This is a genomic window from Campylobacter sp. BCW_6461 (genome assembly GCF_001762735.1).
Classification (GTDB): domain Bacteria; phylum Campylobacterota; class Campylobacteria; order Campylobacterales; family Campylobacteraceae; genus Campylobacter_D; species Campylobacter_D jejuni.
Window position 1 is genome coordinate 1 of the sequence record NZ_MJXJ01000023.1, and the last position, 20,754, is coordinate 20,754.

The following is a 20,754-nucleotide window of genomic DNA, read 5'->3' on the forward strand; positions in this document are numbered from 1 at the left end:
TTAACAAGTCCGCAATGAGCTACTTTCCCCCTGCCAGTAAGGCGTAGTATCATCACCCACGATGTGCTTAGCTTCTTGGTTCGGGATGGAGCAAGGCGTTTCCACATCTGTATAATCACGGACATTGTTATTTAAATATTCTTTGAAAGATTGAATTTAAAAAATAAAGCTTAATCTTTTATTTCTTTACTTTTTTCTTTATTCTCTTTCTTCTTTTCTTATCTTTTATCTTTGATAAGTTTTTATATAGAATACTTAAAAAACAATGTTAAGAGCAAGTTCTAATACAAACTCTACTTGAAAGATTTCTATTAAACTCTAAATATTATCTATATTCAAAGTCTTCTTAAAAACCTTAACAAGGAAGTGATGCTTTATTAAAGATAAGCCAAACGCTCTATTAGTACTGGTCAGCTAAAGGACTTTCATCCATTACACACCCAGCCTATCAAACTAGTAGTCTTCTAGAGAGCTTAGAGAAGATTCATCTTAGAGTTGGCTTCACGCTTAGATGCTTTCAGCGTTTATCCTTTCCAAACTTAGCTACGCTGCGATGCTCTTGGCAGAACAACAGCTACACCAGTGGTTTGTTCAACCCGGTCCTCTCGTACTAGGGTCAAATCTCTTCAATCTTCTTACGCCCACGGCAGATAGGGACCGAACTGTCTCACGACGTTCTGAACCCAGCTCGCGTACCGCTTTAAATGGCGAACAGCCATACCCTTGGGACCTGCTCCAGCCCCAGGATGCGATGAGCCGACATCGAGGTGCCAAACCTCCCCGTCGATGTGAGCTCTTGGGGGAGATCAGCCTGTTATCCCCGGGGTACCTTTTATCCTTTGAGCGATGGCCCTTCCACACAGAACCACCGGATCACTAAGACCGACTTTCGTCTCTGCTTGACTTGTATGTCTTGCAGTTAAGCTGGCTTATACCTTTATACTCTACGAACGATTTCCAACCGTTCTGAGCCAACCTTTGTAAGCCTCCGTTATTATTTGGGAGGCGACCGCCCCAGTCAAACTACCCACCAGACATTGTCCCACTTGAGGATAACTCAAGCTGGTTAGCTACCCAAATAAGAAAGAGTGGTATCTCAACAATGGCTCATATACAACTGGCGTCATATACTCAAAGCCTCCCACCTATCCTGCACATTCTTATCCAAGTAGCAGTGTCAAGCTGTAGTAAAGGTCCACGGGGTCTTTCCGTCTTGCCGCGGGTAGGAGGAATTTTCACCTCCACTACAATTTCACTGGATCCCTCTTTGAGACAGCTCCCATCTCGTTACGCCATTCATGCAGGTCGGTATTTAACCGACAAGGAATTTCGCTACCTTAGGACCGTTATAGTTACGGCCGCCGTTTACTCGGGCTTCGATCAAGAGCTTCGCTAATGCTAACCCCATCAATTAACCTTCGAGCACCGGGCAGGCGTCACACCCTATACATCCTCTTACGAGTTAGCAGAGTGCTGTGTTTTTGGTAAACAGTCGGGAGGGACTCTTTGTTGTAAGTTTCCTTGCTTTCGGAGTAAATCCTAATACAAAGCTAACCACACCTTATACCGAAGATACGGTGCTATTTTGCAGAGTTCCTTAAAGAGAGTTCTTCCACGCGCCTTAGAATACTCATCCCACCCACCTGTGTCGGTTTACGGTACGGGCAACATTAGCTAAACTTAGAAACTTTTCTTGGCTCGACGGCATCAGGGGTTCTTCTATCCATCCGAAGACTTCAAAAAGCCTTTCAGTTCTCGGAGTATTGTTATACGGATTTGCCTGTATAACCTCCTACGACCTTAGACTAGCACTTCCATCCGCTAGCCCCCTTAGCCCTAAGCGTCCTTCCATCGCACACTAATGTTGGTATTGGAATATTAACCAATTTGCCATCGTCTACCCCTTTCGGACTCGACTTAGGACCCGACTAACCCTACGATGACGAGCATCGCGTAGGAAACCTTGGGTTTACGGCGTTAATGATTCTCACATTAATTATCGCTACTCATGCCTGCATGCTCACTTCTATTCGCTCCAGCACTCCTTACCGGTATACCTTCGACGCAAATAGAACGCTCTCCTACCACTTGCACACAACTTAAACTACTTAACTTTAGTCTAAGAATATTTTTACTGATTTTACTAAGTTTTATTTCTATCTTTACTCTATAAAAATCAGTAAAAATATAACTAAACATATAACTTAGTTTCTCATATTCTAAACTTAAATAATCTAAGTTGTGTGCAAGTCTACAGCTTCGGTACTTACTTTAGCCCCGTTATATTTTCCGCGCAAAATCACTAGACCAGTGAGCTATTACGCTTTCTTTAAAGGATGGCTGCTTCTAAGCCAACCTCCTGGTTGTTTAAGTAACTTCACATCGTTTTCCACTTAAGTAAGATTTAGGGACCTTAGCTGGTAGTCTGGGTTGTTTCCCTCTTGACGACGGATTTTATCACTCGCCGCCTGACTGCTGTGATTACATATAAGGTATTCGGAGTTTGATAGGGTTTGGTACATTGGTGTATGCCCTAGCCCATTCAGTGCTCTACCCCCTTATATTACGACACAACGCTATACCTAAATATATTTCGGAGAGAACCAGCTATCACGAAGTTTGATTGGCCTTTCACCCCTATCCACAAGTCATCCCGGGGCTTTTCAACGCCTATGGGTTCAGTCCTCCACTAGTTCTTACACTAGCTTCAACTTGCTCATGGATAGATCACTTCGTTTCGGGTCTGCAGCATCTGACTAAGCGCCCTATTCAGACTCGCTTTCGCTACGGCTTCGCGTTTGCTTAACCTTGCCAGACACCACAACTCGCAGGCTCATTATGCAAAAGGCAGTCCATCACCCTGTATTGCTACATAGGGCTCTGAATGATTGTAAGCAAATGGTTTCAGGTTCTATTTCACTCTGATCACCTCAGTTCTTTTCACCTTTCCCTCACGGTACTTGTGCACTATCGATCTGGTATTAGTATTTAGGGTTGGATCGTGGTCGACCCGGATTCAGACAGGATTCCTCGTGTCCCGCCCTACTCAGGATACTGCTAGCTAAGGTTTGTTTTTCGCATACGGGACTATCACCCTCTATGGTTATACTTTCCAGAATGTTCTGCTAAACTTACCTCTTGCACATTGCAGTCCTACAACCCCCAGTGCAAGCACTGGGTTTGCCCTCTTGCGCTTTCGCTCGCCGCTACTGACGCAATCTCTATTGATTTCTTTTCCTGAGGGTACTAAGATGTTTCAATTCCCCTCGTTCGCTCCTATATAGGTAATGTATATCTCTATACATTGGGTTGCCCCATTCGGAAATCTACGGATCAAAGCTTCTTGACAGCTCCCCGTAGCTTATCGCAGTCTAGTACGTCCTTCATCGCCTTTACCAGTCAAGGCATCCACCATTCGCTCTTAGTAGCTTACCTTTTTTACCTTTTATTATTGATTCTAAAACGCATCACTTCCTTGTTAAAGTTTTTATGATAAGACTTCTTTATCTTAAGACGGAAAGCATTCAAACACTTAATATAAAACTAAATGATTTAGTCTCAACTAAGCTGTGAGTTTGAAACTTGTCTTTAATTTATAATCCTTAAATCTAATATTCTCTTTATTCATAGAAGAGAAGACAGCTAAAAGTTAAGTTAAACTAAAGAAAAGATAAATAGGTTTTATCCTTTAACAAGTCCTGTAAAATTGTTTTTATTAAAACTTGCTTGTGACTCTTAACAATGATAATTAAAAGAACATTTAGGTTTAAAACCTAAAGGAAGTATATATATTAACATAATCATTATAAATATAAATGCATAATGTATATGCTACTTATATCTATTAAAGTATATTCTTTTATAGTTAAAGATAAAAATAAATCTAAGTATAGAGTTTATATTTTATATTTAATCTATTTTATATACTTGCTTTAGATTTTAAAGCTTCTTTATTCAAATCTTTTTTATGGTGGGCCTAACAAGACTTGAACTTGTGACCTCACCCTTATCAGGGGTGCACTCTAACCAGCTGAGCTATAGGCCCTTAATAAATGGTGGAGAATAGCGGGATCGAACCGCTGACCTCCTGCGTGCAAAGCAGGCGCTCTCCCAGCTGAGCTAATTCCCCATAAACAATTAGCTTTATCATCAATCTTTGAAATCTAAACAAGAATCAATTGAGTTTATATATTGAAGTAATAGTTGTGAGACTTATTACTTTGTACTCTAGAAAGGAGGTGATCCAACCGCAGGTTCTCCTACGGTTACCTTGTTACGACTTCACCCCAGTCGCTGATTCCACTGTGGACGGTAACTAGTTTAGTATTCCGGCTTCGAGTGAAATCAACTCCCATGGTGTGACGGGCGGTGAGTACAAGACCCGGGAACGTATTCACCGTAGCATGGCTGATCTACGATTACTAGCGATTCCGGCTTCATGCTCTCGAGTTGCAGAGAACAATCCGAACTGGGACATATTTTATAGATTTGCTCCACCTCGCGGTATTGCGTCTCATTGTATATGCCATTGTAGCACGTGTGTCGCCCTGGGCATAAGGGCCATGATGACTTGACGTCGTCCACACCTTCCTCCTCCTTACGAAGGCAGTCTATTTAGAGTGCTCGGCCGAACCGTTAGCAACTAAATACGTGGGTTGCGCTCGTTGCGGGACTTAACCCAACATCTCACGACACGAGCTGACGACAGCCGTGCAGCACCTGTCTCTAAGTTCTAGCAAGCTAGCACCCTCTTATCTCTAAAAGGTTCTTAGGATATCAAGCCCAGGTAAGGTTCTTCGCGTATCTTCGAATTAAACCACATGCTCCACCGCTTGTGCGGGTCCCCGTCTATTCCTTTGAGTTTTAATCTTGCGACCGTACTCCCCAGGCGGTACACTTAATGCGTTAGCTGCATTACTGAGATGACTAGCACCCCAACAACTAGTGTACATCGTTTAGGGCGTGGACTACCAGGGTATCTAATCCTGTTTGCTCCCCACGCTTTCGCGCCTTAGCGTCAGTTGAGTTCCAGCAGATCGCCTTCGCAATGGGTATTCTTGGTGATATCTACGGATTTTACCCCTACACCACCAATTCCATCTGCCTCTCCCTCACTCTAGACTATCAGTTTCCCAAGCAGTTTAATGGTTAAGCCATTAGATTTCACAAGAGACTTGATAATCCGCCTACGCGCCCTTTACGCCCAGTGATTCCGAGTAACGCTTGCACCCTCCGTATTACCGCGGCTGCTGGCACGGAGTTAGCCGGTGCTTATTCCTTAGGTACCGTCAGAATTCTTCCCTAAGAAAAGGAGTTTACGCTCCGAAAAGTGTCATCCTCCACGCGGCGTTGCTGCGTCAGGGTTTCCCCCATTGCGCAATATTCCCTACTGCTGCCTCCCGTAGGAGTCTGGACCGTGTCTCAGTTCCAGTGTGACTGATCATCCTCTCAGACCAGTTAAGCGTCATAGCCTTGGTAAGCCATTACCTTACCAACTAGCTGATACTATATAGTCTCATCCTACACCGAAAAACTTTCCCTACTCAACTTGTGTTAAGCAGGAGTATAGAGTATTAGCAGTCGTTTCCAACTGTTGTCCTCTTGTGTAGGGCAGATTAACTATACCTTACTCACCCGTGCGCCACTAATCCACTTCTAGCAAGCTAGAAGCTTCATCGTTCGACTTGCATGTATTAGGCACGCCGCCAGCGTTCACTCTGAGCCAGGATCAAACTCTCCATAAAAATTATAGATAGTTTAATCTTTTTCTTCAAAGAAAAAGTTATGAAAGATTAAAAGAAAAACTTTTAATCTTTTTAATTATTAGATTGAATAGATTTTACATAATTACTTATGCCTAAATCTTTCTGGCTCAATCGATCACTTATTTAGATTTCAAAGATTGACTAATAAGATTTGAATAACAATACTAAGTTAAAAGAACAAAACAAAAAATCATTTTTAAAAGAAAAGTTTTTAAATTAAAAAACAAGATTTATAAAAAAGCTTTTAGTTTATAAGACAAAAACCAAAAGAGTTAATTTATAAAATCTACTAAGCTAGTGAAACTTTATAATTTAAAAGATTTTAAGTCCTTTTTTCAAAAAAAGGAAATGAAAGTATAACCAATTAAACTTAAAAGGGGATTAAACAAAGGATTAAATAGTATAAATATTTGTGTAAGTATTTATATAAGTATTTGGTGGGTTTAAAAATGGGGGGGGGGATTTTCCAATCACCCCAAAGTTAAAAGTATTTTTCTAGGCTTGCATAAACTCTTGCTCGATGTTCTCCATCGTGTTTAAACCGATGAACAGCTCTTGCAGCATCCATTTTTACATAAAAATTAGCACTTCTTGTATAGAGTATTTGTATACCCATTGCATCCATAAGATAATGATTTTCACTTTGATATTCTTTATTTTCATACCAAGAATACCCTATATCATAAAAAGGAGTCGAGTAAAGCCCTTCTAAAGGTGTTTGAAATCTTATTCCCAAGGCGCCAGAAACAACATTATCCGCACTTCCCTCACCTTCTAAACAAACACATACACCACAAGGTCTACCTAAAGATACGGATTCACTACTATCTAAAACAGCATCGCTGATAACTTTTTGATAATTAAGTTGAAAAATGTGAGTTAAGCGTTCTTAGAATTGATATTTGTTGCTTAAATTTAAATTCATTTTTCCAAAATTTCCTAAATTTACTTCATTAAATCCAGAAAAATCACCATCATTTTCAACATTACCATATATAAAAATTTAAAGTATAACTTAGGACATTATTCTCCAAACCTCTATAAGTTCTTTCTATGCCCAAATTTACACTATTTCTCGCTTTTTCATTGCTTACTAAACCATCAAGATAATAATCTTTAATCTTTTTATGAGTAAAACCCGAAACAAGATATAAAGAATACTCAGTATATAAAAACACAGGATAAGAAAAATTTACTCCAACATTCATAGAGTCCCTATAAAAACTAAGATTTCTATAAATTCTGCCAGGAACATAATGTCCTTGAGTTGCAAATGGAGTAATTTTTAAATTCCCTATAAAAGTACTATAATTAATCCCATAATCTGTTTGATTTTCATCACTATCTTGAAGATAAAAATTTAAGTTATCCCCTTATCTTGCTATATTGTTTAAACTTTGACTCATTCCTGCTCTAAAACGACCTGTTTCTTTAGCCCCATAGTTGTTAGAATATAAAGTTAAAGTTGCACTATCTCACCTTTGTTTACTTCTATAATAACATCGCTTTCTCCACAACCATCACCTGATTGTAAATTAGCATTGGTTTGGATTCCGTATATTTCATTGATTTTATAAATTTCATTTTCCACATTTTTAGTTGTGATAACTTTCCCTTTAAGATTTTTGTTCAATTTACTCTCTAAAGCATAATCTCTGACACCTGAGTTGTTTTTAATAATTACTTTTCCTAAAAGTTCCAAAAACTATGTTAATTTGCACTTTGTTAGAACTTAAATCTTGCGGTGGTATATAAGCAGTTGCCGAAGGATGGCCACTTAATTGACAATAATAAACTATAATGTTTGTTATATCTTTTAAATTTTGTAAGCTTAATTCTTGGTTGCGATATTCAGCTATTGCATCTTGAATTTATTTTTCGCTAATTCTTAATTTTTTAAATGTCAAATCTTTATTATCGATATGCAAAACATACTCTCTTACAAAAACCTTAGCTTCATTTTGATCAGTTTGTAAATTTGCAATATTTGTAGTATTTTGCTCTTTAAAATTTACAGGGCTTTTTTGATTTTTTAATGTATTTTTTAATTTTTATTTTGTGGTCCATTTGCTTCAGAAGAGCTTTCTATAAGCTCTCTTATTTTATTATTATTTAGCTCTTCAGCATGTGAAAATACTTACAATAAGATTAAAACAACTAAAATTTTTCTCATTTTTATTTCCTATTTTGCATTTACACAAATGTTCATTGTCTTAAAATTATCACTTACAATACAACGCAAACCACTACTTCTAGCATCTACTTCTCCTATGTCCACTTGATCATCATCTTCTTTTTTTGTGTCTACTTTAGTTTGAATTTTTATAGGAGCTTCTACAACCTTTTCAGGAATTTCAGGCGGCAATACAGAAGGTTTGTCTGGATCTTCACCCCCTCCCTCTTTTTTTTGTTTATCTGGCTCATAGATAGATATATTTGATTTTTCTGGCAATGAGGCTAATTTTCCTTCAAAATTATATTTTCCAGTGTACACTTTACCATCTACATCGCTTCCATTTATAGCAAAACCTTGAGAATTTAGAATCTCATTTTCAAGCTTATAGTGAAATCCTTCATTTCCACTAAGATCCGCAAACTGCTTTTCAAGAGCTTCTTTTTGTTCTAAAAGTTTTGCATACATAACTCTAAGCGTTTCATCGCTAACTAAGCCTGATTCTTTGATTTTTCATAGTTTTTATTTTCTTTGTCAAGTTGAGCTAAGGCTTCTTGGTATTTTTATAATTCTTCTTTAAAACTAGCGAAACAACCTTTGCCGGTTTTGATTTTATCCATAGCAGTTTTCTTTTGCGTCCATTTTTCATAAAGATTGGTATAATTTTTATAACTTTGTTCTTGCGAACCTTGCCATAACTTTAAAAATTCTTGTTCTACTCCAGTATCTTTAAATGCATTTAAGAAATTTAAACTTTGAGTGATCTCACTGGCTTCATTTTCCCCTGCCACACCCTTGCTATCTGCGTAAGTCCAAGTTTTGGTATCAAAATCATAAGTGTATTTTCCATTCATCAAATCATCTAAAATTCTTTGAAGCAATTTAGGGTCAAAGTCGTCTTTGGATAATTTCACAGCATCTGTTACCTTGGTAAAAGAATCAGCAAAAGCATAAGAATTATTATCAAGATATTTTATATCGTTAAATTTCTTTCTTACAGCGCTATCAAAATCTTTTTTCCTGTTACTTCATTATTATATTGCACAGACTTAAAAAAATTCTGTCCTTCATCAATGTAACCATTTTCTAAATTATGATAAACATAAATATTACTAAAATTATTATTTACACTAATTCCAGGATCACCAATAACTTTTCCAGCTTGTGTTTTATAGTTTCCAGCACTCAAAATTGCTCCATTTTTATAAAATAAGTAAGCATTATTAATCTTTAAATTTCCAACTTTTCCAGTAAATCCTCCTGTTTTACTATCATTCCCAGAAGTTATAAGTTTTTCTATGTCATTAACCACAACATTATTAAAATTACCACCATCAATTTGTCTGCCTATGCCACCCACATAAGAACCTTTTTTTGCTACTATACTTATATTATTAATAGCAACATTTGTAAAATTGATAGTGTTATTCCCTCCACTACCATTTCCCCAGCCTATTATTCCGCCAACTTTAGTATTTACAGCTGTATTAATAACGAGATCATTAACAGTCACATTTTCAAAACCCGTATAACTGTTTGCAATATTTTGCCCTACTATACCTCCAACATAAGCATCATAACCAGTTGAAGCAATTTTCAATCCTTGAATATTAAGGTTTCTTATATAGCTATTTTGAACAACTCCAAAAATTCCTACATATTGATTTGATGAATTAATATTAACATTTTTTAAAGCATAACCAGAACCATCGAAAGATTTAGCAAAAGCATTGCTTGTATTATCACCTACTATGTATGTTTTCACGCCACTAAAATCAATATCATCAATCAAACGAAAATGATCAAAAGCTGTTCTAAATTTTTCTTTATTTACATTCCAAAAATCAGCAAATTTATTCCATTCTGTTGCATCCGCAATACTTCCATATTTAGTCCAGTTTTTAACTTTACTACTATCATCAAAACTAAATTTACTACTAGAATTACCCAATAAAGCTCCATCTTCTTCAAAACTTGTTATGCTTTGTTGAATGATAACTTCTTGCTCTGCTTTGGCTACGATATTTTTTGTATCTTTTACCACTCCAGCATCAACATAAACTTTATTACCTTCAAGTTTTAATACATCCAAAGTAATTTTTCCTTTATTGATTTCAACCTTATTTCCTATTAAAACAATATTATCTGCATTAATCTTTCCAAGATTTATAATATTTCCTTGCTTGCTTACATCAAATGCTGGAGAAAAACTAGCTCCTTGCTTTAAAAAGTTTTAACATTCTCATCATTTAAAGGCGTCGTACTAGCTACAAATTTTCCCGCAGTAATAGTTCCTGTTTGACCAATCAAAACTCCCATAGGATTAACTAAAAAGATATTGTTATTCCCGCCATTTAAAGCTCCATCTATTTTAGAAGCATCTTTGTGATAAACAATGTTTAGGTAGTTTTTACCAGAAGTTGTAAAATTTACACTTTCCCCCTGAGCTATATTAAAACCACCACCCCATTGGATAACATGATTTTGTCCTTTTCCTGTAATCATTACAGTATTTCCAGAGGTGTGGATAGTCCCACTTGCACCATGAGTAAATTTACCTCCTCGTGGTACAGCATAAGCTTGAGAAAAGAGCAAAGAACCCACCGCAAATGATAAAACTATATGTTTACTCATCTTTTTCATGTTACTCTCCTTTAAAGTATGTTGATATAAATTATTTTTGCATCATCTGAAACTTCAAAGCTAAAATTTGCATTTTTCAATGTACTTTTAGCCAACTTTTCTATCTTGTTGTAATTAAATTTATTTTTATTATTTTTCATTTTTTCTAACAAATTTTCTAATTCTTGTTGATTTAACAATCCATTGTCACCATCATAAATTCCAACATCACTTTGTATGAGAATATATTTTCCTTTTGTTGGTTTATTTTTAGTAAAAATTTCCATACTTCCATTTGCAGGAAGATTGATAAGTTTTTCTATAGTCAAGATAGGATTTTTTATTTTATTTGGTAAAATAAGTAAAATTTTCAAAGTTATTTACCACTTCTGATTTGACATCTTGAGTATCTATAATCAAACGATTATTTTTAGAAAAATCTTCTTGATGCGGTAGAATTTGAGTGATTATTTTGCCTTTTTTATTTACTTCATGAAAAACAGAACCAGAAAGCAAATCGATATTTACATCTTTAAAGAAATTTAACTCTCCGCCTAAATATAAAGTATTGTTATAAGATTTAAAATTTGAAATATCTTCCAGATGGAGCTAAAAATATAGCATCTTGATTTTTATACTCATCTATATTTAAATTAACAAATTCCATGATATTATCATGAGAATTTGCAGACACTCCAGCTATCAACTCCGCATAACCTTGTCTTTTATCTGAGGCAGTACTAAAAACTGTGTTGTTGATGATGATTTTATTAAAAGCACTTTCTTTATCTGCTTTTATGATGCACGAACTTTCCAGAAGAACAATCTTTAAGCTTTATAAGGTTGTTATTTGCATTTTGAGCTGCTTTTAAAATAATTTTTAAACCCTTTCCTAAAGAACTCGCTTCGATTAGACTCTGAATGAGATTATAATTTATTTTATTATTTGAAACATTTTTAGCATTGATCATCAAACTTAAATTTTTAGATGATTTAATATTTTCAAAATTTACTTCATTATTGTTTGATTCATCAGCGATATAGTCTATACCATCTAGCGTAATTTCACTTGTAATAAAAGCATATAAAGGCAATGAAATAACAGAATCTTTTATACTTAAGGTGTTATTATTTGCTTTTCCACTTAAAGTTCTTGCCACATATACGGTAAATTTATCAGAATAATTTTGTGGAACTTTTTCATAGGTTAAATCATTTTGTATATCAATAACATTAAAATTCGCACCCTCCGTAGCAAAACCTCCGTAAAGATTGTGATAATTTTTTCCATAAAAATTATCACTGATTTTTAAAGGTTTTTTAAGGCGAAATACAATTTTATTTCCATTAGCTTCACCATCATTAGAATACACACCATAGAGGTTTAACGATGCATGTGTTTTAATGTTTTTATTAAGATGATCTAATGAGTTAAAATGATAAACTTCTATAGAATTTTTCTCTGCATTACCCTGTAATGTTCTTCCACCATAAATTTCTCCAAATAAAACAGCATCATAAAAAGTTATTTTATTTTGCGAATTCACCATTAAATCTAAATTTAAATTTTTAATTATTACGGAATTTTTACTTACATTGTATTTTTTAAGATTATTTACATCAGCTAAAGCACCTAAAATTTCAAAGGTCGAACGAGCTGTATACTCACCATCTGGCCCATGAGGGACGATATTGGCTGAATCGATAAGAACTTTATTGTTTTGTAAATTAGAATTTATGCCAAAAGCTCCCATTAAACGAGTAATTCTTTCATCATAAATACCCTTACCTTCTTCATCTGAAAAATACTGGGAATTATGAAGGTCAATTTTTGTATTTGACTCTAAGATTAATTTATTGTCTTTAGCTTCACCATCAAAAGCTACAGATCCTGAAATATAAGGAGCTCCATTTAAGGGCAAGGTGTAGATATTTTCTACACCCATTATTGATATAGGAGTTTTCTTTTAAAATGGTTTGATTGTTAAATTCCCCCCCCCGCCTGTCAGTAAACGCCGCAGTAATTAAATACTTAAAACGATCACCTTTTTGAGAATTATTAGGCACTCCACAATCCCCTATGCTTGGTTTGCAAAAATACACAGAAGATAATTCTCCATTTTCTAATATAAGTTTATTATTTGTTGCATTTGTATTTTGAGCATAAGCTGTTACAATAAAAGGTATAAAAGAACTAGGAACGGCTTGAGTATCTGAAGATACGGTTCCTAAAGTGCTAAAAGCTGTTATGATCTCTTCTTTTGAAGTATCCGGAGTTAAAATTTCAAGCTTGGATAAATTTTTATTTCCAGATTTAGGGTTATTATAAATCATAGTTAAATTTGATATAGGGTATTTTGACTTAGAAGCATAGAAATTTTTTCCATTAATTTTTTTAAAAATTTCTGCTTGAGGATCATAAACTTGATTATCCTTAAAAGAATGTTCAGAAATATAAAAAATTTTTCCATCCTTGCTTGTAGCCTGAACCGCCGCAAAACAAACCGAAGAAGATAAAACCACACTACAAACGCCCAAGCCAAATTTTGCATTTGTCTTATTTATAAAAATTTTAAAAATATTAAAATATTTTTTCATCTCATTTCTCACTAAAATAAAATCCTTTTGATTTATCGCAAATTGATTATTTGCAACACTATCCCGTATGTCCTGAGTTAATTATAAAATAAAATATTAATTTGATATTTTATTTTTCAATATTTAAATTTAATGAAAATTTAACAAATTTTATATTAATATATTCTTAAATAAAATTTTATTTTAAATATTAAAAAAATACTTTTATAATTATTTAAATATTATCTAAAAGCACAACATTAATATAACTTTTCTAAAAATTGATCCAGACTTAATTAAATATAAATTTAAAATAAGTATAATTTTAAAACATTTTATATCAAAGGAAAAAAATGAAAAAAATATTAAGCATTGCTCTAGTTGCTTTAGTTGGTTTATTTTTAGGTGCTTGTAGTGATTCTAAAAATAAAGAATCAAATGCAAGTGTAGAATTAAAGGTTGGAACTGCTCCAAATTATAAACCTTTTAATTATAAAGAAAACTCAAAACTTACAGGTTTTGATACTGATTTGGTTGAAGAGATTGCCAAAAAAAATGGTATTAAAATTGTTTGGGTTGAAACCAATTTCGATGGATTGATTCCTGCTTTAAAAGCTGGCAAAATCGATATGATTGCCTCAGCTATGAGCGCAACTGATGAAAGAAGACAAAGTGTTGATTTTACCAAACCTTACTATATGAGTAAAAATCTTTATCTTAAGCTAAAAAACAACGACTCTCTTCAAACAAAAAATGATTTAGAAGGCAAAAAAATAGGAGTTCAATTAGGAACTTTACAAGAAAATACTGCAAAAGCTATCAAAAATGCACAAGTACAAAGCAATAAAGATTTAAACATAGCTGTTTTAGCACTAAAAAACAACAAAATCGATGCTATTGTAGCTGATCAAGATACTGCTAAAGGTTTTTTAGCTGAAAATCCAGAATTGGTAAGTTTCTACCAAGAAACAGATGGAGGAGAAGGCTTTAGTTTTGCTTTTGATAAAAATAAACAAAAAGATATTATTGAAATATTTAACAAAGGCATAGATGAAGCAAAAACTGATGGATTTTATGATACTTTAATTAAAAAATATGAATTAGAATAAGCGTGAATTTTCACGCTTATAGCTTAAAAAGTTAAAATTTCATATTTTCTCTCTTTTGCAATTTTTAAAATTTTTTCATCGCCATTACATACAAAGGCTTTGCTAACAGACTCTAGTAAAGGTAAATCATTGATAGAATCACTAAAAAAATAAGAATCTTTCATCCATTTTTCATAATCTTTACCCAAATATTCCTTAAGTCTTAAAACCTTGCCTTCCTTAAAGCTATAAATCCCGTAAGCTTTTCCGCTAAATTTATCACCCACACGCTCACATTTTATGGCTATGCTTTCTCTCACTCCCAAAAAAGAGGCGATTTTTCTAACTAAAAATTCAGCCGTAGCTGAAATTATAATACACCTTTGATCTTGATATTTGATTATAAGTTCTTTAGCTTTTTCATAAGGTTTTATATAAATTTTTATAAATTCATCTACTAAAGATGAAATTCTATCTTCATTTTTACCCTTAACACTTTGAAGAAAAAAAGTCATAAATTCATCCATATCAAGCTTTTTTTCTTGATATTGTTTTTGATAAAAAACGATTTTTTCTAAATATTCTTGAGGTAAAAAACCTTTTTCAACACAAAATTTAAGCCAAAGTTTAGCACTATCGCCTTGTATTAAAGTATCATCTAAATCAAATAAAACAAGCTTCATTTTAACTCTTTTGCTAAAGAAAGATTGAATTTTAAAGCGATTTTATCACCTGCTTCATAAGTACTATGAGTGCTAAAATTTAAAGTATCTACCTTAAATTCAATTTCTTGCACTCTAACCCTATAGCGTATGATATTACCTAGCAATGATTTTTCTTTGATCTTAGCCTCTAAGCCTTCGTTAGAAATTTCTATGGTTTCAGGACGCAAGGCTATATCTTTTTTAAAATCGTGTTTTAAACCCAAGCTATCAAGCTCTTTAGGGCTTAAAATATTGTAATTTCCTATAAAGCTAGCCACAAAATGAGATTCTGGCAAAAGATAAAGATTGTTTGCGTTGGAATTTTGTATGATTTTACCCTCATTCATTAAAATAATCCTATCGGATAACTCTAAAGCTTCTTCTTGATCGTGCGTTACAAAAATAGTGGTGAGTTCAAGTTCTTTTTGAATTTCTTTAATTTGCACCCTTAAATGCTTACGAATTTTAGCATCAAGTGCCGATAAAGGCTCATCAAGCAAAAGTAAATCAGGTTTAGTCACCAAAGATCTTGCTAAAGCCACTCTTTGCATTTGTCCGCCTGAAAGCTTATGTGGATAAGTTTTAGCGTATTCTTCAAGCTCGACGAGTTTTAACATTTTTTTCACTCTTTTTTCTATGTCCTTTTTATCCATTTTTTTGATCTTTAAACCAAAAGCTACATTTTCAAAAACGTTAAGATTTGGAAAAAGAGCGTAATTTTGAAAAACCATACCTATATTTCTTTTTTGAGGACTTAATTTAGTAAGATCTTTATCATTTAAAGAAATTTTTCCTCCATTAATTTGGCTAAGCCCTGCTATACACCTTAAAAGAGTGGATTTTCCACAGCCACTTGGGCCCAAAAGGGTTATAAACTCACCCTTTTTAGCACTAAAATTAATATCTTCAAAAATAATTTTATCCCCATAAGCTTTTTTAAAATTTTTAATCTTTAAATAAGCCATTTTTTACTCCTTAATCAAACTAGCTATAAAAGTTGTTATAAAAATTAACACAAAATAAACTATTACCAAAGCACTAGAATAATGCCCACTTTGATTTTTGATATTATAAAGATAAACTTGCAAAGTCTCATAAGCACTTCCTACAAGAATATTTGCGTATAAAAATTCGCCTATTAAAAAAGAAAAACTTAAAAAAACTGCCACCAAAATTCCATTTCTTAAATTAGGCAAGACAAGCTTAAAAATCGCTCCCATTAAAGAACCTCCAAGCATAGCATTAGATGCGATGAGTTCATTTAAATTGACATTAGACATAGCATTATCTAAAGCCCTATATATAAAAGGCAAAGCTATAGTAAAATAAGTAAAAATGAGCATCCAAGCTGTGCCTCCTATATTGTCAGCATAAAGTTGCAAAAGCCCCACACAGCTAACTATAGGAGGTACAGCAAAAGGCATGATAATAAGTATATTTACAAAGGCTTTTAATTTTAAAAAATAATAATTTAGCACAAAAACCAAAGGAAAAACAAGAATCACAGAAAGTAAAATACTGCCCACACAAACAAGCAAAGAATGCCAAAGAGCAAGTAAAAATCTTTCGTCATGAAAAAGTTCTTGATACCATTTAAGCGTAAGATCATCAGGCAAAACACTTACACCCCAAGAAGTGGAAATAGAATATAAAAAAGTAGCCATTAAAGGCAAAGCTAAAAACAAAAAAACCAAAAACAAAACTGCATAATGATAAATTTTAGCTTTTAAACTCAAATTTTCATTCATTTTAAAGCACCTTAAAATTATATTTTTTAGAAAGGAAATTGGCTATAAAGGTAACAACAAGCATGATAATAGTTATAATGATACTTAAAGCACTAGCCATATAAGGATCAAGATTGATATCGCCTGCGATTAAAGCAGCGATTCTTACAGGAGCGACATTAAAATTTCCCGAACTTAAAGCATAAATAGTCGCATAAGCTCCAAAAGCATTGGCAAATAAAATCACAAAAACACCAAACAAAGCAGGAGCGAGCAAAGGCAAAGCTATTTTTAACCAATATAAAAAATTGCCTCCACCTAACATTTTACAAGCATTTAAATGTGAATTTTCAAGACTTTTAAAAGCTGGAAGCAAAAGCAAGATCGCCAAAGGAATTTGAAAATACACATAAACAATATTTACCCCGAAATTAGCATAAACACTAACAAAAGGCTCTATACCTAAATTCTTCAAAAACACATTAACTACACCATTGCTTCCAAGAACTATAATGAAAGCAAAAGCTAAAGGAACTCCTGAAAAATTACTTATCATGGTATTTAAAGAAAAAAGAAATTTACATATTTTTGATGGAGCTAAAACAAATAAAGAATAGCTCGCCAAAAGCCCTATTAAAAGTCCAAAAATACTAGAAATAAAACTGATTTGTAAAGAATTTATAATGCTTTGTAGATAGAATTTGGACTCAAAAATATGTATAAAATTGGCTAAAGAATAAATTTCATCCTCTTCTACATAAAAAGCATTAAAAACAATCCAAATCAAAGGTGCTATCATAAAAAAAGTAAAAACTATAAAAAAAGGTAAAATACTTAAAAAGGCTAGAAATTTTTCTTTCATTTTTTGGCCTTTAAAATTTCATCATTATATCTCTTATCGTGTTTAAGTCCTAAAATTTCACAGATACTGCCACAAATTTCATCCTGTTTTATCTTGGCATTTTCATACGAAAAAGCACTACCAAAAGTGAAAAAAGGCACTAAAATTTCATCTTCACTTAAGCCTCCATGACTTTTACCCTCTGTCATACCATGATCGCTTGTGATGATTACATTAATACCTTGTTCTAACCAAGTAGGCAAATACTCAGAAATCAAAACATCAACTTTTTTGGTTTTATTAGCATACTCAATAGAGTGTGAGCCAAATTTATGTCCTGCATCATCTATATTCATAGAATGTATAAGAGTAAAATCTAGATTATATTTGTTTCTTAAATGCTCCCCATCTGCAAATAAATGAGAATCTAAATAATCATCTTCATAATAAAAATGTCCATAAGGCAAAGTTAAATTTTCATCTTCTATGTGGCGATGTAAAGAAGGAATAAATTCTTTTTTATTATAAAGCTCAAAAACCCAATGATAAGCTGCGCCTCCAGCTTTTAAGCCTTGTTCTTTGCAAAGGTCAAAAATGCTTGTTTGTTTTGAAAAACTCAATTTATTATTAATTATCTCACTTAAAACAGGCTTTACGCCTGTTAATAAGCACTCGTATAAAGGACGAGACATACTAGGAAGTTCGCATTCTAAAGAATAAAATTTGCCTAAATTCTCTTTGCAAAGTGCATTTAAATATCCCATATTTATACTAGCGCTTTTACAATTTAAGCCATCAAGCACAACTAAAATAACTTTGGACATCATTTACTCTTTAAAAAATCTTTTACTTCAAGTAAAATAAATTCATTATCATCAGTTTTATTAGGTTCTCTACTTGAAGAATAAGGAAAGTTATTGTCATTTTCTACAACTATATGAGAGTCATCTACTATATCCACACCTTCTATGGTTTCAAAAGGAAAAACAAATTTATCATTTACCAAAGGCTTTTTAGAAATTTTATTTCTATCCTTAATATTTAAAAGATCTATATAAGAAATTTTTTGAGCTTCATGAGTTTTATCATCTAATTTAACCTTATAAATTCTTTTGAATTGAGCTACATTATTAAAACAATGCTTAGTATCTTCACCTTCTTTGCAAGCCTTATCTTTAGTGCCTTCTTTTTGATCTCTTTCTATGATGATGCCGTATTTATCATCTATCATATTAAAATCACCTATGGAATGGCTTTTATCTTCTAAGAAATATTTATAAGTTTTTCCAGTGAATTTTTTATTTTTTACATCAAATTCTATGATTCTTAGATATTCTTTACCTTTTTCATTCTCATAAGCGTTGTTATTATAAATGCTTCCTTCTAAAAGCAAATAAAGTTTAGAACCATCTTTAGAGCTTGCCATAGCTTCAAAGCCTTTAGAACGCTTGATATTAAATTTCTCATTTTCTCCATCAGGCTTATCGCTAAATTTTAAACTTGGATTATCAGGAGAAATAAGTTTTTTACCCTCCACATACACATCAAAAACTTCTTTCAAATTCCCATTCTTATCAAAATGAAGCAAATAAGGACCAAATTCATCACCTATATAAAATTCATCATTGATAACCTGTATACTCTCAGTATCAAAATCAGCCCCACTTAAATACCTTTCTTTAGTTGTTTCGGTGGTTATAGGATAGGGGCATTTTTTATCACTATCTTTAAAAAAAACTGTTTTTAAAAGTTCGTATTTTGAGTTTTTAAAATCAAATTTAAACTCGTGAGCATAAAGCATAGAATCATAAGAATTATACTTTTTACCCAAGCCATTATCGCTAATTACCCAAAAAACATCTTTTTTTGGAATATATTTTATCCCACTATGTCCTTGTATAGGTTGATTTTTAAAAGGTAAATAAAAATCTGTTTCCCTGTTTCCCTTAGATTTAAAAGTTCCAATTTTTTCTTCTCTAGTGATATTTGCAAATTTCCCATAAGTTTTAAAAAAATCAGGAGCATCCTTAGGAGGTTTTACTGTACTTTTAGAATCTATGATAATATGCCCTGCTAAATTGGCCTCATACTCTTGAACTCCAAATAAAACACTGCAAAGCATAGCACTTGTTAAAATAACCTTTTTCATCCAATCTCCTTTATTTCATATCCACTATAACTTTTTCTTGCCAAAGTTGTGGTAGTTCTTTAGCGCTTTTTTCCCAAGCTTTTTGATCTTTGATTGCTCTTGCATTTTTGTATTGCTCACTTGGTAAAAGTTTGGCTTTTATATCATCTGGCAAGGTAATATGATCAATTCTTATTGGCCTTGCATAACCTTTTGCTAGATTGATTTGTCCTTTATCAGAAAGTATAAACTCACGAGCTAATTTAGCCGCATTTGGATGTTTTGCGTATTTATTGATAATAGTTGTATAACCCGAAATAACACTACCATCAGCAGGGATTAAAACTTCATAACGATCTTTGCCCACTTTATCTCTATAGCCTAAACCATTAAAATCCCAAACTAAACCCACTTCAACTTCACCTTTTTCAAGATTGGCTATACTTACATCATTATTTACAAGTCTTCCTTGTTTGGCTAAAGTATTAAAAAAAGCTAAAGCAGGACTTAAATCTTTTTCATCCCCACCTAAGGCATAATTAGCTGCTAAAACTGCACTCACAGCTTGAGCTGCTACGCTTACATCACCCACGGTAATTTTATAATTTCCCTTAAGCAAATCTTGCCAAGTTTTAGGTATATCTTTTACTACATCTTTATTGACTATAAAAGCTATGGTTCCTGTATAAGCTAAAAGCCAATTTCCATCTTTATCTTTAGCCCAAGTTGGAATTTGATCCCAGTAGCTTGTCTTAAAAGGCTGAGCTACTCCTTGTTTAACCGCTATCTCTCCAAAAGAAGCTCCTACATCCCCTATATCACCGCTTGCATTTTTCTTTTCGGCTTTAAATTTAGCAATTTCTTGAGCTGAACTCATATCTGTATCGCTATGTTCTATGCCATAAAGATTTTTAAGATCTGCCCAAGTATCCTTCCAATTTGCCCAAGTATCAGGCATAGCTAAAGAATTTACCCTACCTTCTGCTTGCGCAGCTTTAATCAAATTCTCATCAATAGCTTGTGAATTTGAAAACAATAAGGCAACAAGACCTAAACTTAAGAAAAATTTCTTACTCATTTTTTTCCTTTCAAAAAATATTTTGAAAATTTAATGAGTTTTAGAAACATT

The 20,754-nt window shown here is 33.2% G+C and carries 14 protein-coding genes, 2 tRNA genes, 3 rRNA genes and 2 pseudogenes; 1 reads left to right on the forward strand and 20 read right to left on the reverse strand.

Annotated features, from left to right (window positions below):
- Window positions 1-6 precede the first annotated feature (6 nt).
- The 13 genes and pseudogenes from rrf to AJ882_RS05110 form a co-directional block, all read right to left on the reverse strand.
- Window positions 7-123, reverse strand: a 5S ribosomal RNA gene (gene rrf, locus AJ882_RS05060).
- Window positions 124-379: 256 nt separating this feature from the next.
- Window positions 380-3,435 (reverse strand): 23S ribosomal RNA (locus AJ882_RS05065).
- A gap of 533 nt (window positions 3,436-3,968) precedes the next feature.
- Window positions 3,969-4,045 (reverse strand) — tRNA-Ile (locus AJ882_RS05070).
- An 8-nt stretch (window positions 4,046-4,053) separates the two neighbouring features.
- A tRNA-Ala gene (locus AJ882_RS05075) sits at window positions 4,054-4,129 on the reverse strand.
- 102 nt (window positions 4,130-4,231) lie between these two features.
- Window positions 4,232-5,744 (reverse strand): 16S ribosomal RNA (locus AJ882_RS05080).
- Together the 16S, 23S and 5S rRNA genes with 2 tRNA genes alongside form the textbook arrangement of a ribosomal RNA operon.
- Before the next feature lie 502 nt (window positions 5,745-6,246).
- On the reverse strand, window positions 6,247-6,501 hold the full coding sequence (locus AJ882_RS09585) for a hypothetical protein (RefSeq protein WP_002867991.1): 255 nt from the start codon (window positions 6,499-6,501) through the stop codon (window positions 6,247-6,249).
- A gap of 250 nt (window positions 6,502-6,751) precedes the next feature.
- Window positions 6,752-6,973: a hypothetical protein gene (locus tag AJ882_RS09590; RefSeq protein WP_011049774.1), complete on the reverse strand. Its 222-nt coding sequence runs from the start codon at window positions 6,971-6,973 to the stop codon at window positions 6,752-6,754.
- Window positions 6,974-7,224: 251 nt separating this feature from the next.
- Window positions 7,225-7,467, reverse strand: coding sequence for a hypothetical protein (locus AJ882_RS09595; protein WP_011049773.1), 243 nt, complete (start codon window positions 7,465-7,467; stop codon window positions 7,225-7,227).
- Window positions 7,439-7,636: a POTRA domain-containing protein gene (locus AJ882_RS09600; RefSeq protein ID WP_223209782.1), complete on the reverse strand. Its 198-nt coding sequence runs from the start codon at window positions 7,634-7,636 to the stop codon at window positions 7,439-7,441. Before AJ882_RS09600 ends, AJ882_RS09595 begins: the two co-directional genes overlap by 29 nt.
- Window positions 7,637-8,058: 422 nt before the next feature.
- A pseudogene (locus tag AJ882_RS05090) lies at window positions 8,059-8,983 on the reverse strand (hypothetical protein); the annotation flags it as partial.
- A 1,178-nt stretch (window positions 8,984-10,161) separates the two neighbouring features.
- Complete coding sequence (locus AJ882_RS05100) at window positions 10,162-10,581, reverse strand: filamentous hemagglutinin N-terminal domain-containing protein (RefSeq protein ID WP_002867989.1); 420 nt, start codon at window positions 10,579-10,581, stop codon at window positions 10,162-10,164.
- A gap of 11 nt (window positions 10,582-10,592) precedes the next feature.
- Window positions 10,593-12,506: pseudogene (locus AJ882_RS05105) on the reverse strand (hypothetical protein).
- Complete coding sequence (locus AJ882_RS05110; protein WP_070279682.1) at window positions 12,436-13,158, reverse strand: hypothetical protein; 723 nt, start codon at window positions 13,156-13,158, stop codon at window positions 12,436-12,438. Before AJ882_RS05110 ends, AJ882_RS05105 begins: the two are co-directional and overlap by 71 nt.
- A gap of 332 nt (window positions 13,159-13,490) precedes the next feature.
- Between AJ882_RS05110 and AJ882_RS05115 the strand changes: the two genes are divergently transcribed.
- Window positions 13,491-14,246, forward strand: a complete 756-nt coding sequence (locus AJ882_RS05115; protein WP_002854837.1) for a basic amino acid ABC transporter substrate-binding protein — start codon at window positions 13,491-13,493, stop codon at window positions 14,244-14,246.
- Between the two features lie 23 nt (window positions 14,247-14,269).
- Here AJ882_RS05115 and AJ882_RS05120 read toward each other — a convergent pair whose 3' ends face one another.
- From AJ882_RS05120 to AJ882_RS05150, 7 genes are read right to left on the reverse strand one after another with little or no spacing between them, the layout of a single operon-like run.
- Window positions 14,270-14,908, reverse strand: coding sequence for an HAD family hydrolase (locus tag AJ882_RS05120; protein ID WP_002781807.1), 639 nt, complete (start codon window positions 14,906-14,908; stop codon window positions 14,270-14,272).
- The gene (locus AJ882_RS05125) at window positions 14,905-15,894 is read right to left on the reverse strand and encodes an ABC transporter ATP-binding protein (protein ID WP_002776579.1); all 990 of its coding nucleotides are present in this window, start codon (window positions 15,892-15,894) and stop codon (window positions 14,905-14,907) included. Before AJ882_RS05125 ends, AJ882_RS05120 begins: the two co-directional genes overlap by 4 nt.
- 3 nt (window positions 15,895-15,897) lie before the next feature.
- Window positions 15,898-16,677 carry an ABC transporter permease gene (locus AJ882_RS05130; RefSeq protein WP_011049767.1) on the reverse strand — a complete coding sequence of 260 codons (780 nt, stop codon included), beginning with the start codon at window positions 16,675-16,677 and terminating at the stop codon, window positions 15,898-15,900.
- Between the two features lies 1 nt (window position 16,678).
- A complete protein-coding gene (locus AJ882_RS05135; protein ID WP_002784190.1) occupies window positions 16,679-17,518 on the reverse strand; it encodes an ABC transporter permease in 840 nt (279 codons plus the stop codon).
- Window positions 17,515-18,324, reverse strand: a complete 810-nt coding sequence (locus AJ882_RS05140; protein WP_079254350.1) for an alkaline phosphatase family protein — start codon at window positions 18,322-18,324, stop codon at window positions 17,515-17,517. The genes AJ882_RS05135 and AJ882_RS05140 overlap by 4 nt, the downstream gene beginning before the upstream one ends.
- Entirely contained in the window at window positions 18,321-19,646 is a 1,326-nt protein-coding gene (locus AJ882_RS05145; protein ID WP_002867841.1) for an esterase-like activity of phytase family protein, read from the reverse strand. Before AJ882_RS05145 ends, AJ882_RS05140 begins: the two co-directional genes overlap by 4 nt.
- Before the next feature lie 10 nt (window positions 19,647-19,656).
- Window positions 19,657-20,703: an ABC transporter substrate-binding protein gene (locus tag AJ882_RS05150; protein ID WP_002776559.1), complete on the reverse strand. Its 1,047-nt coding sequence runs from the start codon at window positions 20,701-20,703 to the stop codon at window positions 19,657-19,659.
- Between the last annotated feature and the right edge of the window lie 51 nt (window positions 20,704-20,754).